This window comes from Isoptericola sp. b515, assembly GCF_030588125.1.
In the GTDB taxonomy this organism is placed as follows: domain Bacteria; phylum Actinomycetota; class Actinomycetes; order Actinomycetales; family Cellulomonadaceae; genus Isoptericola; species Isoptericola sediminis.
This window is the reverse complement of the sequence record NZ_JAUQYR010000003.1, coordinates 492,500-508,695: the sequence shown is the minus strand read 5'-3', so window position 1 is coordinate 508,695 and position 16,196 is coordinate 492,500. Positions and strand designations below refer to the sequence as shown.

At 74.2% G+C, this 16,196-nt stretch carries 13 protein-coding genes; 7 read left to right on the top strand and 6 right to left on the bottom strand.

Annotation, left to right across the window (positions count from 1 at the left end):
* Nucleotides 1-144: 144 nt before the first annotated feature.
* Together Q6350_RS11375 and pntB are read left to right on the top strand one after the other, a co-directional pair.
* Nucleotides 145-1,746 (top strand): Re/Si-specific NAD(P)(+) transhydrogenase subunit alpha, encoded by a 1,602-nt coding sequence (locus Q6350_RS11375; RefSeq protein WP_304606944.1) that lies wholly within the window; start codon nucleotides 145-147, stop codon nucleotides 1,744-1,746.
* Nucleotides 1,743-3,149, top strand: a complete 1,407-nt coding sequence (gene pntB / locus Q6350_RS11370; protein WP_304604337.1) for a Re/Si-specific NAD(P)(+) transhydrogenase subunit beta — start codon at nucleotides 1,743-1,745, stop codon at nucleotides 3,147-3,149. The genes Q6350_RS11375 and pntB overlap by 4 nt, the downstream gene beginning before the upstream one ends.
* A gap of 61 nt (nucleotides 3,150-3,210) precedes the next feature.
* Here pntB and mqo read toward each other — a convergent pair whose 3' ends face one another.
* Nucleotides 3,211-4,779, bottom strand: coding sequence for a malate dehydrogenase (quinone) (gene mqo / locus Q6350_RS11365; protein WP_304604336.1), 1,569 nt, complete (start codon nucleotides 4,777-4,779; stop codon nucleotides 3,211-3,213).
* 129 nt (nucleotides 4,780-4,908) lie between these two features.
* On the bottom strand, nucleotides 4,909-5,574 hold the full coding sequence (locus tag Q6350_RS11360) for a pyridoxal 5'-phosphate synthase (RefSeq protein WP_305066214.1): 666 nt from the start codon (nucleotides 5,572-5,574) through the stop codon (nucleotides 4,909-4,911).
* 140 nt (nucleotides 5,575-5,714) lie between these two features.
* Between Q6350_RS11360 and Q6350_RS11355 the strand changes: the two genes are divergently transcribed.
* Nucleotides 5,715-6,440, top strand: a complete 726-nt coding sequence (locus tag Q6350_RS11355; RefSeq protein ID WP_171247912.1) for a hypothetical protein — start codon at nucleotides 5,715-5,717, stop codon at nucleotides 6,438-6,440.
* A 4-nt stretch (nucleotides 6,441-6,444) separates the two neighbouring features.
* On the opposite strand, the gene eis is transcribed toward Q6350_RS11355, so the two are convergent.
* Nucleotides 6,445-7,662 (bottom strand): enhanced intracellular survival protein Eis, encoded by a 1,218-nt coding sequence (gene eis / locus Q6350_RS11350; protein ID WP_305066213.1) that lies wholly within the window; start codon nucleotides 7,660-7,662, stop codon nucleotides 6,445-6,447.
* Between the two features lie 37 nt (nucleotides 7,663-7,699).
* Here eis and Q6350_RS11345 point away from each other — a divergent pair, with 37 nt between their 5' ends.
* Both Q6350_RS11345 and Q6350_RS11340 read left to right on the top strand, forming a co-directional pair.
* Entirely contained in the window at nucleotides 7,700-9,049 is a 1,350-nt protein-coding gene (locus Q6350_RS11345) for an MFS transporter (RefSeq protein WP_304604333.1), read from the top strand.
* A gap of 2 nt (nucleotides 9,050-9,051) precedes the next feature.
* Nucleotides 9,052-10,074, top strand: coding sequence for an NAD-dependent epimerase/dehydratase family protein (locus tag Q6350_RS11340; RefSeq protein WP_304607147.1), 1,023 nt, complete (start codon nucleotides 9,052-9,054; stop codon nucleotides 10,072-10,074).
* A gap of 58 nt (nucleotides 10,075-10,132) precedes the next feature.
* Here the strand turns inward: Q6350_RS11340 and Q6350_RS11335 are convergent, their stop codons facing one another.
* Both Q6350_RS11335 and Q6350_RS11330 read right to left on the bottom strand, forming a co-directional pair.
* Nucleotides 10,133-10,945, bottom strand: a complete 813-nt coding sequence (locus tag Q6350_RS11335; protein WP_304604332.1) for a DUF2599 domain-containing protein — start codon at nucleotides 10,943-10,945, stop codon at nucleotides 10,133-10,135.
* 122 nt (nucleotides 10,946-11,067) lie between these two features.
* Nucleotides 11,068-11,991: an NADP-dependent oxidoreductase gene (locus Q6350_RS11330; RefSeq protein ID WP_304604331.1), complete on the bottom strand. Its 924-nt coding sequence runs from the start codon at nucleotides 11,989-11,991 to the stop codon at nucleotides 11,068-11,070.
* A 139-nt stretch (nucleotides 11,992-12,130) separates the two neighbouring features.
* On the opposite strand from Q6350_RS11330, the gene Q6350_RS11325 reads away from it, so the two are divergent.
* Both Q6350_RS11325 and Q6350_RS11320 read left to right on the top strand, forming a co-directional pair.
* The gene (locus Q6350_RS11325) at nucleotides 12,131-12,916 is read left to right on the top strand and encodes a hypothetical protein (RefSeq protein ID WP_305066211.1); all 786 of its coding nucleotides are present in this window, start codon (nucleotides 12,131-12,133) and stop codon (nucleotides 12,914-12,916) included.
* Nucleotides 12,916-13,602: a class F sortase gene (locus Q6350_RS11320; RefSeq protein WP_305066210.1), complete on the top strand. Its 687-nt coding sequence runs from the start codon at nucleotides 12,916-12,918 to the stop codon at nucleotides 13,600-13,602. Before Q6350_RS11325 ends, Q6350_RS11320 begins: the two co-directional genes overlap by 1 nt.
* Nucleotides 13,603-13,604: 2 nt before the next feature.
* On the opposite strand, the gene Q6350_RS11315 is transcribed toward Q6350_RS11320, so the two are convergent.
* On the bottom strand, nucleotides 13,605-16,145 hold the full coding sequence (locus Q6350_RS11315) for an ATP-dependent DNA ligase (RefSeq protein WP_305066209.1): 2,541 nt from the start codon (nucleotides 16,143-16,145) through the stop codon (nucleotides 13,605-13,607).
* Between the last annotated feature and the right edge of the window lie 51 nt (nucleotides 16,146-16,196).

Below are 16,196 nucleotides of genomic sequence, written 5' to 3'. Positions count from 1 at the left end.
GGGACGACGAGCCGTCGGGCGCACGCCGCCCCGGGTGCGTGCCGACCGGTGGGCGCGGCGTCTCGCTCCGTGGGTGGTCCCTCGTGGTCAGGCCTCAGACCCGGTAGGTTGCTCGTGTCCTCGACCAAAGGAGGTTCGAGCCTCGTGCAGATCGGTGTCCCTCGGGAGTCGCGCGACGGTGAGCGGCTGGTCGCCGCCACCCCCGCGACCGTCCAGCGTCTGACCGCGCTCGGTTACGACGTGCTCGTCGAGTCCGGAGCCGGCGAGCGGGCGAGCATGCCCACCCGCGCCTACGTCGAGTCCGGTGCGCGGATCGCCGGCCGGGAGGAGGTCTGGGGGTCCGACGTCGTCACCTGCGTCAACGCGCCGGCCCCACCGGAGCTCGAGCTGTTGCGACCCGGCGCCGTGCTGATCTCCCAGATCGGACCGGCCACCCACCCGGAGCTCGTCGACGCGCTGGCCGAGCGGCACGTGACCGCCCTCGCCCTGGACGCCGTCCCGCGCATCTCGCGGGCCCAGGCGCTGGACGTGCTCTCCGCGCAGTCGAACGTCGCCGGCTACCGGTCCGTGGTGGAGGCCGCCGAGGAGTTCGGGGGCATGTTCACGGGACAGGTGACGGCCGCCGGGACCACGCCGCCGGCGACGGTCTTCGTCATCGGTGCGGGGGTCGCGGGGCTCGCCGCGATCGGTACCGCCTCCTCGCTGGGCGCGAAGGTGCGCGCCTTCGACGTCCGCCCCGAGGTCGGGGAGCAGATCGAGTCGCTCGGTGCGACGTTCGTCCAGGCCGAGGGCACGGCGCAGGAGGTCAGCAGCGACGGGTACGCCCGCGAGCTGACCTCCGACCAGGAGGCCGCGACGCAGGCGATGTACGCCGCGGAGTCCGCGGGGGCCGACGTGGTCATCACCACCGCCCTGGTGCGCGGGACGGCACCCACGACCATCACCGCGGCGATGGTGGCCGCCATGAAGCCCGGATCGGTGATCGTCGACCTCGCCGCGCCGGGAGGCGGCAACTGCGAGCTCACGGTGCCGGGGGAGCGGGTCGTCAGCGACAACGGCGTGATCGTCCTGGGCTACACCGACCTGCCCGGGCGGATGCCGCAGCACACCTCCCAGCTCATCGGCACCAACATCGTCAACCTGCTGACGCTGATGACCCCCGCCAAGGACGGTCGCCCGGTGGTCGACCTCGAGGACGTCGTCATCCGCGGTATGACGGTGTGCCGCGAGGGCGAGGTGCTCTGGCCGCCGCCACCCGTCCAGGTCTCGGCGGCACCGGCGGCGCCCGCCAGGCAGCCGGCTCCCGAGCCGGTTCCCGGGCCCGACCCGGAGGAGCTCGCCGCCCGGCGCCGCCGTCGCCGGGTCCGGCGCACCGCCCTGGCCGGGCTGGGTGCCGTCGTCGGTGGTCTCGCGATCGCCGCCTCACCGCCGGAGTCCGTGGGTCACTTCACGGTGTTCGCGCTGGCGGTCGTGGTGGGCTTCTACGTGATCTCGGCGGTCACGCACGCCCTGCACACCCCGTTGATGGCGCAGACGAACGCCATCAGCGGCATCATCCTCGTCGGTGCCCTGCTGCAGATCGGCACGGACGACTGGCTCGTCACCGGGCTGGCGGTCGTGGCCGCCGCGGTCGCGAGCATCAACGTGTTCGGCGGCTTCCTCGTCGCGAACCGGATGATCCGGATGTTCCGCAAGGGGGCGCCCGCCCCGCACGTGACCGCGCCGACCGGGGAGGCGACCCGATGACCGTGCTCTCGGCCGTGCAGGCCACCTACGTCGTCGCTGGCGTGCTGTTCATCCTCTCCCTCGCGGGGCTGTCGCAGCAGGAGTCGGCGCGCCGCGGCAACGTCCTCGGCATGATCGGCATGGCTCTGGCGCTGGTCGCCACCGTCGCCCTCGCGCTGGAGACCTCCGCACGCCCCTGGCAGGTCACCGCCGGGCTCATCCTGGCGGTCCTCGTCGTCGGGGCCGCCGTCGGCACCTGGCGGGTCCGTCGGGTCGAGATGACCCAGATGCCCGAGCTCATCGCGCTGCTGCACTCCTTCGTCGGACTCGCGGCGGTGCTCGTGGGCTTCGGCTCGTACCTGTCCGAGCCGCAGTCCGACACGGTCCATCTCGTCGAGGTCTTCCTCGGCGTGCTCATCGGCGCCGTGACGTTCACGGGGTCGATCGTCGCCAACCTCAAGCTGTCGGCGCGGATCCGGTCGGCTCCGCTGATGCTCCCCGGCCGGCACTGGCTCAACCTGCTGATGGTGGTCACCTCTGCCGGGCTGCTGGCGTGGTTCCTCACGGCCTCGGGCTCCGGTGCCGACGGTGCGGCCCTGACCGCGCTGGTCCTCATGACGGTGATCGCCCTGGCCCTCGGCTGGCACCTGGTCGCCTCGATCGGCGGCGGCGACATGCCCGTCGTGGTCTCGATGCTCAACTCGTACTCGGGCTGGGCCGCCGCGGCCGCCGGTTTCATGCTGGGCAACGACCTGCTGATCATCACCGGCGCCCTGGTGGGATCCTCCGGTGCGATCCTGTCCTACATCATGTGCCGGGCGATGAACCGGTCGTTCGTCTCCGTCATCCTCGGCGGCTTCGGCGCCGAGCCGGGCAGCCCGGCGGCCGCCGGGGTCGAGGGTGAGCACCGGGAGACGTACGCGGCGGACGTCGCCCAGCAGCTGACGAACGCGACCTCCGTGGTCATCGTGCCGGGGTACGGCATGGCCGTGGCCAAGGCCCAGTACCCGGTGGCGGACCTGACCGACAAGCTGCGGGACCGTGGGGTGAACGTCCGGTTCGGTGTGCACCCCGTCGCGGGCCGTCTGCCCGGCCACATGAACGTGCTGCTGGCCGAGGCCAAGGTGCCCTACGACGTGGTCCTGAGCATGGAGGAGATCAACAGCGACTTCACCACGACCGACGTGGTGCTGGTCATCGGCGCCAACGACACCGTCAACCCGGCCGCGCAGGAGGACCCGGGCTCGCCGATCGCCGGCATGCCGGTGCTCGAGGTGTGGCAGGCGCGTGACGTCGTGGTGTTCAAGCGCTCGATGGCCACCGGGTACGCCGGGGTGCAGAACCCGTTGTTCTTCCGGGAGAACACGGCGATGATCTTCGGCGACGCCAAGGAGCAGGTCGAGCGGATCATCCAGGAGCTGTGAACGACGACGGCCCGGTGCCGGCCCGTCGCGGGGCCGGCACCGGGCCGTCGGGCGACCGCCGTCAGGAGCGGGAGTCCGCCCGGGACTCGTAGACGCTGGCGGGCAGCACGCCGTCGACCGGCTCCGGCAGCCCGGCCGCGGGCTCGTCCGCGGCGCTGGCGGTGGTGTCGATCTCGCGGGCGTCGGCGGGGACGCCGTCGAGGCTGGGCATCATCGCGGCGAGCTGCTGACGCCAGGAGGGGAACTCCTCCGGGAAGCAGCGGTCGAGCACGTCGACCATCGCCGAGACCGCGGTGGACGCCCCCGGCGACGCACCCAGCAGACCGGCGATGGAGCCGTCGGCGGCCGAGACGACCTCGGTGCCGAACTGCAGGACGCCCTTGCCGTCGGCGTCGCGCTTGATCACCTGGACACGCTGGCCCGCGGTGATCTTCTCCCAGTCCTTGGGGTGCGCGGTCGGCATGAACTGCTGCAGGGAGTGGAACTTCGACTCCGGCGCCGCGGCGAGCTGGCCGAGCAGGTACTGGGTCAGGTCGATGTTCTTCAGGCCGGCGCCGAGCATCGAGGTGATGTTGTGGGCGCGCAGCGAGGTGATCAGCCCGAGGTACTTGCCCTGCTTGAGGTACTTGGGGCTGAAGCCGGCGTAGGGACCGAACATCAGGTAGCTCTTGCCGTCGACCACGCGGGTGTCGAGGTGCGGCACGGACATCGGCGGGGCGCCGACGTCGGCCTTGCCGTAGACCTTGGCGTGGTGGCGGGCGACGATCTCGGGGTTGTCGGTGCGCAGGAACTCCCCGGAGATCGGGAAGCCGCCGAAGCCCTTGATCTCGGGGATGCCCGCGGACTGGAGCAGGGGGAGAGCCCCGCCGCCGGCGCCCACGAAGACGAACCGGGCGGTCACGGTGGAGGTGCGGCGCGGGGCGTTCCACGACCGGTCCTTCACCTTGAGCCGCCAGCGACGGTCCTTGGTCCGCTTCAGGGAGGTCACCTCGTGCTGCCGCTGCAGCTCGGCGCCGTGGCGCACCAGGTTGTCGACGAGCTGGCGGGTGAGGTTGCCGAAGTCCACGTCGGTGCCGGCCACGGACCGGGTGGCGGCGACGGGCTCGTCGGCGTCGCGGCCCTCGGTCAGCAGCGGGGTCCAGCGGGCGATCTCGGCGCGGTCGGTGGAGAACTCCATGTCGCGGAACAGCGGGTGCGCGGTCATGGTCGCGTGCCGCCGGCGCAGGAACTCCACGTTCTCGGCCCCGCGCACGAAGGTCATGTGCGGGGTGCGCTGGATGAAGGACTGGTCGGCGAGCTGGCCGGTGGCGAGCAGGTGCTGCCAGAGCTCGCGGGAGGTCTCGAACTGCTCGTTGATCTGCACCGCCTTGGAGATGTCGACGGTGCCGTCGGGCTTCTCCGAGGTGTAGTTCAGCTCGCACAGGGCGGCGTGGCCGGTACCCGCGTTGTTCCACGGGTTCGACGACTCCAGCGCCACGTCGTCGAGCCGCTCGATGATGCGGATCGACCAGGTCGGCTCGAGCTGCTGGATCAGGGTTCCGAGGGTGGCGCTCATGATGCCGCCGCCGACGAGGACGACGTCGACGGCGTCCGAGGGCCGCTGGCGGGGGGCTGTTTCGCGCGAAGTCACCGGGCCATGCTAGGTCGTTGGTGAAAACTGTCCCAAAGAATGTGAACAACGTCACAAGGCGTCTGACCTGCAGTGATGCACGTCACACCAGGTCGATCTCGTTCCCGCAGGTCAGGGGCGTGCCGTGCGTCAGGGCCACAGGAGCTCCGTGGTCCAGGCCTCCTCCTGCCCGCCGCGGCGGTACCGCACCCGCGTCTGTCCCGTGCCGCCGCCCGAGCGCCAGAACTCGACGGTCGTCGGCGCCAGGCACCATGCCGTCCACGTCGGCACCACCAGCTCCGGGTCCGCGCGCACCTCCGCCAGTGCGGCGGACCAGGCCTCGCGGTGGTCGGCCAGGTCGTCGAGGACCTCGCTCTGGTGGTCCACCAGCGCCGTGGCGCGGGACCCGGCCGACCGGCTCCGGAAGTCGGCGGCACCGGCCTCCGGGTGCGACGTCACGGCGCCGGTCACCCGGACCTGGCGTCCGACCCCCTGCCAGAGGAAGGTCAGGGCCGCGTGCGGGTTCGCGGCCAGGTCGCGGCCCTTGGGGCTGGTGGCGTGGCCGGCGAACCACCAGCCCGCGGAGCTGAGGTCCGTCAGCAGCACGGTCCGCGCGGCGACGGTGCCGTCGGCCCCGACCGTCGAGAGCGTCATCGCGTGCGGGGCGTGCGGTCCCGCGGCCGCGGCCTCGTCGAACCAGGTCTCGAACAGCTCGTGCGGGGTGCCCGGCAGGACCGAGAGGTCGGTGAGCTCCCAGCCGGACAGGCCGTCGGGGAGGACCTGCAGGTCACGGAGTCGCGCGCGGAAGCTCGTCACTCCCTCACCGTAGCGACCGGAGGACCTCCGAGCGGGTGATCCTGCGTCCTTTTCCGCCCGTTGTGCGGTGTTCACTCTTGTGCACGGGTGCGGGACGGGCGACGATGAGGACAGACCGTGCTGCTGCGCGAAGGAGAGCGATGACGTATCCACCGGGAGCCGTGGGCCGTCCCGAGGGTGGCGGGCGCATCGCGCGCCGCCGTCTCGAGCCGGGCAGCGGTGCCATGACGTCGGTTGCGACCCTCCTGCCTGCCGAGCCGCCCCCGGCCCCGGGTCCGACCGGACCGGTCCCCGCCCGCGGCGCAGGTGTCAACGTGCAGATGGTCCTCGTGGCCGCGGCCCTGGTGATCGCCCTCGTGGCCACCGTCGGGGTCGCGATGCTCTGGTCGGCGAACCGCAAGCTCGCGTCCGAGGTGGACGCGGCCGTCGCGCAGTCCGAGCTGGCCGAGGCCGAGTCCGCCCGGCTGCGCGTCGCGCTCGAGGAGGCGCCGGACACGGCGACGGTCGAGGCGCTGGCCGGGCGGGTCGACGGTGTCGAGTCGTGGACCGGGATGCCTCAGGAGCTCGACGGCATGGACGACCTCCAGACGCGGCTGGTCGAGGTGTCCAACGGCATCGACAGCCTCGAGACGAACCTGGAGGACGGTCTGGGCGGGGTGCGCAACGACCTCGCGACGGTGCGCAACGACCTCTCCAGCGGCCCGCAACCGCCGTCCGCGGCGGACGTCGACGCCCTGCGGGGCGAGGTCGGCGCGCTCCGCGGCGACCTCAGCGCGCTGCGGTCCTCGATCGAGGGGATCCGGCAGGACGTCGGGGTGCTGTGCTGGGCGCTGGGCTACCGCAAGGACGTCTCCGCCTCCTGCTGAGCGCTCAGAAGTAGTCGCGCACGTGCACCGGGCGGCCGGTCCACAGCGCGTCCCAGACGGCGTCGTGGCCGTCGGGACCGTGCAGCTGCCCGGCCAGCCGGAGGTTCGCGCACGTCTGCGACCCGGCGTACGACTGCGCGAGACCGCCCGCGGTGAAAACCGGCCGGTCGGCCGGCGTGCGGGGGGCGGCGTCGTCGGGGTCCACCCGCACCGCACCGTCGGACACGCGCAGGACCCAGGACCCCTCGAGGTCCGGCGTGCGCGGGTCGACCACCGCGAACGGCACCTCGGCGGTCCACGCCGCGAGCCGGGCCGAGCCGAGGGCGCCGGGGACGTCCAGCAGCCGCAGCATGTAGGGGCGTGACGTCGCCGTGGCGGCGTGGTCGGGCAGGACCAGACGGCTCACGTCGGCACCGGACCAGGCGCCCGAGGTCGAGATCCGGGCCGAGCCGACGACGGTGCCGAACGACGCCAGCACGAACCAGAGCGCGCGGGCCGCGTCGGGGGAGAGCGCCACCAGGTCGTCGACCTCGAGCACGCCGGCGCGGTCGTACCCGGCGTCGCGGGTCCAGCTGACGAAACCCAGCACGCCGCCGTCGGCCGCGTCCACGGCCAGCGTGACACCGGTGTAGTCGGCGTCGGGGCCGACCAGGTCCTCGGGGTCCACGGTGAACGGTGCCTCGGTCCGGGTCAGCGGGCCGTTCTGCGCCGCGGCCCACCGCTCGTAGACCGCGCGGACCGCGGGGACGTCGGCCTCGGCTGCGCGCCGGGTCCGTACCCCCGGCGGCCGGCGCAGCGCGGCGAGCGCGGAGAGGGGCACGGTGATCTCGTCGTAGGACCCCACGATCTCGTACCCGAGGCCGCGGTAGACGCCCGGCGCGGACGGGTACAGCGTGGAGACCACCTCGCCGTGCTCCCGCGCCTCGGCCAGCGCCGCCTCCACCAGGGGACGCAGCAGCCCCGTCCCGCGGTGCTCCGCGGCGACCGTGACGCCGCCGAGGCCCGCGGTCGGCACCCGTGCGCCGTGGAACCAGGAGGTGAAGGACCGCACGGTGGCGCGGGCGGCGAGCCCGCCGTCCACCCACGCGCCCCAGGGCCTCGACCCCGCCGGCGGCCATCCGTCGGCGTCCGGCACCGGGGCCGCGCCGCCGAAGGCCTCCTGCTGGAGCCTGCGGGAGGCCTCGGCATCGGCGAAGGGCAGCCGGCGGATGTCATGGCTCACATCACGACGATAGCCGGGCAGGCGTAGCGTGACGCTCGTGGACACGGCTGTGCAGCGACGCGTGCTGGTCGTCGCGATCCTCGCCTCGTTCGTCTCGTTCCTCGACGGGACCGTCGTCAACGTCGCCCTGCCCGCGATCGCGGACGAGCTCGGCGGTCCGGGCGAGGCCGGGCTCACGCTGCAGCAGTGGGTCGTCGACGGCTACCTCGTGACCCTCGGGTCGTTCATCCTGCTGGCCGGCTCGCTGTCCGACGTGCACGGTCGGCGGCGCGTCCTCCTCGTCGGGCTCATCGGCTTCGCCGCCGCCTCGGTCCTGTGCGCCGTCGCCCCCACCGGCCCGGTGCTGGTGGTGGCGCGGCTGCTGCAGGGTGTCGCCGGGGCCCTGCTGGTCCCGAGCTCGCTGGCGCTGATCATCTCGACGTTCGACGGTCCCGCGCAGGGGAGGGCGATCGGACGCTGGACGGCCTGGACCGGGACCGCGATGATCGTCGGCCCCTTCGTCGGCGGCGGGCTCGTCGACCTCATCTCGTGGCGGTGGGTGTTCTGGATCAACGTCCCCGTCGTCGTGGTCAACCTGGTGCTGCTCCGGCGCGTGCCGGAGGCCGAGGCCACGGTGCGGCGCCGGATCGACGTCCCCGGTGCCGCCCTGGCCGCTCTCGGGCTGGCCGCCGCCGTCCTCGGACTCATCGAGGAGTGGTGGCCCGTCGTGATCGTCGGCGCGGTGCTCCTGGCCGCCTTCGTCGTGGTCGAGCGGCGCGCCCCGGACCCGATGCTCCCGCCGCGCCTGTTCCGGTCGCGGACCTTCGCCTGGGGCAACGTCGCGACGTTCGCCGTGTACGGGGCGCTGGCCTTCGGCGGGTTCGTGCTGACGCTGTTCCTGCAGCAGGTCGCCGGGTACTCGGCTACCGCCGCCGGCGTCGCCCAGCTGCCGACGACCTTCGCGATGCTGGCGCTGTCGACCCTGTTCGGCACCCTGGCCGGGCGGTACGGCGCCCGCTGGTTCATGACGGTCGGGCCGATCGTCGCGGGCGGCGGGTTCCTGCTGATGCTGGGCATGGACGCGGAGGCCACCTACCTCACCCAGGTGCTGCCGGGCATCCTCGTGTTCGGCCTGGGACTGGCGATCACGGTGGCCCCGCTGACCTCGGCGATCCTCGGCGCGGTCCCGAGGGCCGACGCCGGGATCGCCTCGGCCGTCAACAACGCGGTCTCCCGGGTGGCCGGGCTGGTCGTCATCGCCTTCGCCGGTGTCATCCTCGGTGGCGTGCTCGACGTCGAGTCCTTCCACCGGGCGCTGCTGGTGACCGCGGGGCTGCTCGTGGCGGGCGGTCTGGTGAGCATGGTCGGCATCCGGGACACCCGGACCGCCCCGGAGGAGGTCACGTGAGGATGCTCGTGCTCGGCGGCACCGTGTTCCTGTCACGCGCCGTCGCCGCCTTCGCCGTCGCCCGCGGCCACGAGGTCGTCGCGGTGCACCGCGGCCGCTCCGGCACCGTGCCGGACGGCGTGCGCCAGGTGGTGCACGACCGTGCGGACCCGTTGCCGGCGGCGCTCGCGGGCGAGCCGTTCGACGCCGTCGTCGACGTCTCGCGCACCCCGTCGCACGTGCGGCGCGCCGTCGCGGCGTGGCCGGACGCGCACTGGGTGCTCGTGTCGACGATCAGCGTCTACGCGGACGTCGCCGACCCCGGTGGCCCGGGTGTCGGCCGGCTGGTCGAGGCCCAGCCGGAGGACGTCGACCTCGCCGCGGACCCCGCCGCGTACGGGCCGATGAAGGTCGCCTGCGAGAACGCGGTGCGCGACGGTGCGGCGAGCGCCACCGTCGTGCGGCCGGGACTCGTCGTGGGACCCGGCGACCCGTCCGGACGGTTCGCCTACTGGCCCGCCCGGATGCGGCGGGTGCTCGACGCCCGCCCGGAGGACCTCCTGTCCGCGGACGTGCTGGCACCCGGGGACCCGGCCGACCGCGTCCAGGTGATCGACGTCCGCGACCTGGCCGTCTGGATCGTCGACCTGGCCGAGCACCGGGCGGTGGGGACGTTCGACGCCGTCGCACCCGCCGTGCCGATCGGCGAGCTGCTGGCGGACGTCGCCCGCGGCTGCGGGGCCGCACCGCGCTGGCGCTGGGTGGACGGCGACCGCCTCGCCGCGCTCGGCGTCCGCCCGTGGGCCGGGGAGCGGTCGCTGCCGCTGTGGCTGCCCCGCCCGGGGTACGACGGCATGGTGACCCACGCCGCGGACCCGGCGCTGCTGGCGGGTCTGTCCGTCCGACCGGTCGAGGAGACCGCTGCCGACGTGCTCGACTGGTTGCGCGCCGACCCCGAGGCCGCGGTGACCGGGCTGACCGCGGCGCAGGAGGCGGACGTGCTGGCCCGGTCGGGAGCCGACGGGCCGGGCGCCCCGCACCGCTGACCGGGCACAGGAGCATCGCCGGGGCGCGCGGCTGAGCGCCGCGACGGCCGGCGGTCGCTCAGGAACCCTCCACGGGGTTGCACCGGGCGGCCAGCACGGCGACCAGCCCGACGTCGGGTCGCCACGGCTCCAGGTTCCAGGTGTCCTTCTGCGGAGCCCCGAGCGCATGGCAGCGCAGCTGGTCGTGCATCGTGGCGGTGTCCGCCTCCGGGTCGGCGGCCGCGAGCTCCGCCCGGACGAGCTCGACGCCCGCCACCCCCGCCGACCGGGCCCACGCCGTCGGGTCGACGGCCAGGGACCGCCCGCCCTCGCGCTCGCCCCACGTGGCGTCGACGAGACCCCTGGTGCCCACCGTGGTGCTCACGTCGCCGGGATCGGACGTCCCCCCGTCGCCGGTCCGCACCAGCTCCACGTGCCGGGTGTCGACCTGCCGGAACACGGCGGGCCCGTCGGGCGCGCTCAGCCCGGCGACCGGCGTGCCGCCGTCGGGCGCGCCCAGCACGCCGACGCTGCCGTCCGCGTGCTGGACGAAGCCGCCCTCCGGCAGGGCGAAGGTCAGCGGGAGCGCTCCGGACGGGACGGTGAGCGCCGTCGTCGTGCCGGAGCCCTCGGGACGCGGTGCCGTGGAGTCCGTCCAGCGGCCCGTGACGTCCAGCCCGAGGTCGCCGGCCACGAGCTCGAGACGTGCCACGGGTGAGGCCGAGGGCGACGAGGGACTCGGCGCGGGCGGTGTGCTGCTCGCCGCGGGTGGTGAGGTCCGGGCCTCGTCGTCCGGCCCGCCGTCGTCTCCCGGCGCGCACGACGTCAGCAGCACGGCGAGGACGGCCGTCGCGGCCACGGGGCCGGGGCCGCCGGTGGGGGAGTGGCGCACGGTCCCAGTGTGCGGGGTCCGTCGCCCGACCTCGCGCCGACCGGCGGGTCGTGGCTCCGGACGCACGACGGCCCGGGGACGCGCTGCGGCGTCCCCGGGCCGTCCGCGGGATGGTCGCGAGATCAGACCTTCACGACGATCTTGCCGCGCACGTGGCCGGTCTCGCTCGCCCGGTGCGCCGCGGCGGCGTCCGCCAGGTCGTAGACCTCGGCCACCTCGACGCCGACGGTGCCCTCGTCGATCAGGGCGCCGAGCTCGGCCAGGTCCTCCGTCGAGGGGCGCACCCACACGTACTGACCGCCGTGCTCGTCGCGGGCGGCCGGGTCGGCGATCGAGGAGATGGTCCCGCCGGGGGCGAGCACGTCCGCGCTGACCGCCACGGCGTCGCCGCCGACGTAGTCCAGCGCCACGTCGACGCCCTCGGGCGCGAGGGCGCGGACGCGGTCGGCCAGGCCGTCGCCGTACGTCACGGGCTCGGCACCGAGCGACCGCAGGAAGTCGTGGTTGCCCTCGCTCGCGGTGCCGATCACGCGGGCCCCGCGGGCCTTGGCGATCTGGACCGCGAACGAGCCGACGCCACCGGCCGCGGCGTGCACGAGCACCGTCTGGCCCGAGGCCACGCCGGCACGCCGGATCGACTGCAGCGCCGTCAGGCCGGTCAGCGGCACGGCGGCCGCCTCCTCGAAGCTGAGGGTCGACGGCTTCGGCGCGAGGGTGCGCACCGGAGCGGCGACCTTCTCGGCGAAGGTCCCGCCGTGCACCCAGTCCTTGCGGACGTAGCCGTAGACCTCGTCGCCCACTGAGTACTCGGGGGTGTCCAGGCCGACCTGCTCGACCACGCCGGCCACGTCCCAGCCCGGGACGACCGGGAACTGGGTGTCCAGCAGACCGTCGAGGTAGCCCTCGCGGACCTTCCAGTCGACGGGGTTGACCGAGGCCGCCTTCACGCGGACGACCACGACGTCCGCACCCGGGTGCGGGTCGGGCTGCTCGGTGAGCTCGAGGACGTCGGCGCTTCCGTACTGGGCATAGGTGATGGCTCGCATGTCACGGGCAACCGAGCACCTGCCGCGAGCATTCCGTGGCCTCGCGCACACCGGTCCGGATCCGGACCCATCCGCCGCGCGGGGTGCTCCGAACCCTCGACAGGTCGCGAACGCCGCGACCCGGACGAAGGGATCGATCATGAAGGCACGTACCCGCGCAGCGCTCGTCGCGCCCGCCCTCTCGCTCGCCGGCCTGCTGGCCGTGACCGGACCGGCCGCCGCGGCCGACGGCACCGCCTCCGGCGACCTCACGCCGGTGCCGCTGAACGGCGTCGACGGCGGCGGCGACGCGATGGTCTGGGTCGACGGCACGACCGTGACGGTCGAGTTCGCGGCCTCGGGCCTGCTCGCCGGCAGCCCGCACGCCGCGCACCTGCACTACGGCGAGGACGCCGCGAACCAGTGCCCGACCGAGGCCGACGACGCCGACGGCTCGGGCACCATCACCACCACCGAGGGCGTGCCGTCCTACGGCTCGGTCCAGGTGTCCCTGACCACCGAGGGCGACACCTCCGGCGACTCGGCGCTCGCCGTCGACCGCTTCGACACCGCCGCGGGCGGCAGCATCGACTACCAGCGCGGTGAGATCGAGGTCTCGCAGGACCTCGCCGACGACATCCTCGCCGGTGACGTGGCCCTGGTCGTCCACGGCGTCGACCACGACGGCAGCGGTGCCTACGACGGCGACACCCCCTCGGACCTCGACCCGTCGCTGCCGGCCGAGGCCACCGACCCGGCCCTGTGCGGCATCCTGGCCGCCTCGCAGATGGACGAGATGCCCGCCGGCGGCGTGCAGACCGGGACCGGCAGCACCGCCGGGACCGGGAACGCCGCCCTGATCGCCGGTGGCGGCGTCGCGCTGCTCGCCGGTGCGGGCGTGGGTGCCGGTCTGGTGGCCCGCCGTCGCACGGCGCAGGACTCCTGATGCGTCGCCGACGCGTGGCCGTCGTCCTCGCCGCCGGGCTGGTGCTCGGCGGCGGGACGGCGGTCGCCGTCGGGTTCGGCGTCCAGGACGGAGGAGCCACCCCGGGTCCGGCCGCGGCGCCCGGCACGGCGGCCGCGACGTCCCCGGACCCGGTCACGTCGGCCCGAGCGGTACCCGCCCCGACGTCCGCCCCGACGTCCGCGGCGCCGTCGCCGGCGGAGCCGCCGCGGCAGGAGCGTGCCGCGCTGCCGGAGCAGGTGCGGATCCCGGCCGTCGGCGTCGACTCGGACCTGCTGCACCTGGGGCTGAACGACGACGGCACGATCGAGGTCCCCGCCGGGGACGACATCGACCGCGCCGCGTGGTTCGACGGGTCACCGCGTCCGGGCGAGGAGGGCCCGGCCGTCATCGAGGGGCACGTCGACAGCCCGAACGGGCCGTCGGTCTTCTTCCGCCTCGCGGAGCTGGAACCCGGCCAGGAGATCCACGTCGACCGCCGGGACGGCTCCACGGCGACGTTCGTCGTCGACCGGGTGGAGCAGTACCCCAAGAAGCAGTTCCCGACGCGCGCGGTGTACGCCAACACCGACGGGGCCGAGCTGCGGGTCATCACCTGCGGCGGGGCCTGGGACGCGGACTGGGGGCACTACGTGGACAACACGGTGGTCTACGCCCACGAGGCGTGAGCTCACTCGACCCGCACCGCGCGCGGGTCCTTGTCGTCGCGGATCCCGCGCCACACGGCGTGGCGCAGGCTCCCCTCGCCGGGGGCGTCGCCCGTCCAACCCGTGTGGCGCACCTCGACGACCACGTCGGGGGAGACCCACCGGGCGCCGGCGGCGTCGATCGCCGGGACGTCGCCGACCGGCGCCGTCGGGCGCTCCTGCCCGGCGAGCCGGTCGGCGAGCTCGCGGCGTACGCGGTCGGAGAACCCGGTGCCCACCCGGCCCACGTACCGCCAGCCGTCGTCCTCGACGGGCAGGGCCAGCAGCAGGCCACCCACGGAGCGGGGGTCCTCGGTGGGCGTGCCGACCCGCAGCGGACGCCAGCCGATCACCACGGCCTCCTGGGTCGGCGTGTGCTTGATCTTGAGCCACTCCCGCGACCGGTGCCCGGCCGTGTAGCCGGCGTGGCGCCGCTTGGCGACCAGTCCTTCCAGGCCGAGCCGGCGGGACTCGGCCAGGGCCTCCTCGGCCGTGCCCTCCAGCGCCGTCGGCACGTGGACGGGGGAGCGGGGGGAGACGACCCGTGCCAGGGCGGCGCGCCGCTCGTCGTAGGGGTGGTCCGTGATGTCGACCCCCGCGACCCGCAGCGCGTCGAAGAGCACCAGGTCGACGCCGACCCGCCGCCGCGCCCTATCGACCTCGCGGGGCTTCGCGAGGTTGGCACGCTGCTGCAGACGGCGGAAGCTCGGTCGCCCGTCGGGGTCCAGGGCGACGACCTCGCCGTCCAGGACGAGCGGGAGGTCCGCGGCACGGACCATGCCCCCCACCGCCTGCAGCTCGGGGAAGGTCGGGGTCAGGTCCCGGCCCGACCGGGAGGTCAGCCGCACCCGCATTGGTGGTGCCCCGTGCCCGGGTGACGCCTCGTCCTCGGCCGACGCACGGTCCCCGTGCTGCGCGGACGCCTCGGGCGGCAGCACCTCGACGATCGTGCGGAAACCGTCCCACTTGGCCTCGAACGCCCAGTCGTCCGAGGTCAGCCGGGCCAGCTCCGCCTCGCTCGCGCTCGTCGCGAGCATCGGACGGGGCGCGGCCAGGGTGGCGGCCGACGGCGGCGGTGCGACGGCGGACCCGCCGTCGGACGTCACCGGTGCGGCGTCGCCGGGCTGGGCCTTCGTGCGGTGGATCAGCCACGACTTCTGGTCGTCCCCGCCGCGTCCGCCGGTGCGGATCAGCGCGAGCCGCCGTGACCCGCGGCGCTCGCTGTGGAGGGTGACGATGACCTCGGCGCCCTCGCGCCACTTCTCCAGGTCGTAGGTCCCGGCGTCCCAGATCGTCACCTCCCCGGCGCCGTACTCGCCGGCCGGGATCGTGCCCTCGAAGTCGCCGTAGGCCAGGGGGTGGTCCTCGGTCTGCACGGCGAGATGGTTCTGCGCGGGGTCGGTGGGTTCCCCCTTCGGCAGCGCCCAGCTCACCAGGACACCCTCGTGCTCGAGCCGGAAGTCCCAGTGCAGACGGCGGGCGTGGTGCTCCTGGACGACGAACCGGGGCGCCGCGTCGACGGGGCGGTCGGTGTCGCTGTCGAACGGTTCCGGGGTCCGTCCCGGGTCACGTTTGGCGCGGTAGGTCTCCAGCCGCTCGAACGACGCCAGGTGCTCCGGCGTCGGCTCGAGGCGGTCCAGGTGACCGGCCAGCAGCGGGGTCAGCAGGTCACCGTCGCGGGCGACGCGCTCCAGCACCTCGGGGTAGGTGAGCTGGCCGAGGTCCGGGTCGTCGAGCTCGTCCCAGGTACGGGGCGCGGCGACGGTCGGGCGCTCCCGTCCGCGCAGCGAGTAGGGCGTGATCGTGGTCTTGGACCCGTTGTTCTGCGACCAGTCGACGAACACCTTGCCCGCCCGCAGCGAGCGCTTCATCTCGGCGACCACGTGGTCGGGATGCTCGGTGGCGAGGTGCTGGGCGAGCTCCTTGGCGACGGCGGAGACGTCGTCGCTGGTGAGGTGACCGTGCGGTCCGGTGAGCGGTGCGTACAGGTGCAGGCCCTTGGACCCGCTGGTCACGGGCAGCAGCTCCAGGCCCGTCCCGGCGAGGATGTCGCGGGCCCACCGGGCGACCCGGGCGCACTCGGGCAGCCCGACGCCGGGACCCGGGTCGAGGTCCAGCACCAGGCGGTCCGGGGGCAGCGGGTCACCGGTGCGCCCGAACCGCCACTGCGGGACGTGGATCTCCAGGGTGGCGGTCTGGCCCAGCCAGGTGAGCGTGGCCAGGTCGTCGACGAGCACGTAGTCGTTGACGGAGTGCCGGTGCCGGATGGTGCGTCGCGGTACCCAGTCGGGGGTGGAGGCGTCGAGGTTCTTCTGGAAGAACGACTGGCCCTCGACGCCGTCGGGCCATCGCTTGCGGGTGGCCGGCCGGTGCGCCGCGTGCGGGACGAGGACGTCCGCGACCCGGGCGAGGTACTGCAGCACCTCGCCCTTGGTGGTGCCGGTGGCGGGGTACAGCACCTTGTCCAGGTTCGTCAGGGTCAGGCTGCGCCCCTCCACCGACACGCGCTGGGGCTGCCGGCTCACGTGTTCATCCTGGCCATGGATCTGCCGCGATGCCTTGTGGACGGAGTCGCA

Bases quoted from the DNA above. Each gene is read 5' to 3' on its own strand.
- Q6350_RS11330 (WP_304604331.1), bottom strand. From the start codon at position 11,991: ATGCGAGCCATCACCTATGCCCAGTACGGAAGCGCCGACGTCCTCGAG.
- Q6350_RS11320 (WP_305066210.1), top strand. From the start codon at position 12,916: ATGCGTCGCCGACGCGTGGCCGTCGTCCTCGCCGCCGGGCTGGTGCTC.
- Q6350_RS11355 (WP_171247912.1), top strand. From the start codon at position 5,715: ATGACGTATCCACCGGGAGCCGTGGGCCGTCCCGAGGGTGGCGGGCGC.
- Q6350_RS11340 (WP_304607147.1), top strand. From the start codon at position 9,052: ATGCTCGTGCTCGGCGGCACCGTGTTCCTGTCACGCGCCGTCGCCGCC.
- pntB (WP_304604337.1), top strand. From the start codon at position 1,743: ATGACCGTGCTCTCGGCCGTGCAGGCCACCTACGTCGTCGCTGGCGTG.
- Q6350_RS11325 (WP_305066211.1), top strand. From the start codon at position 12,131: ATGAAGGCACGTACCCGCGCAGCGCTCGTCGCGCCCGCCCTCTCGCTC.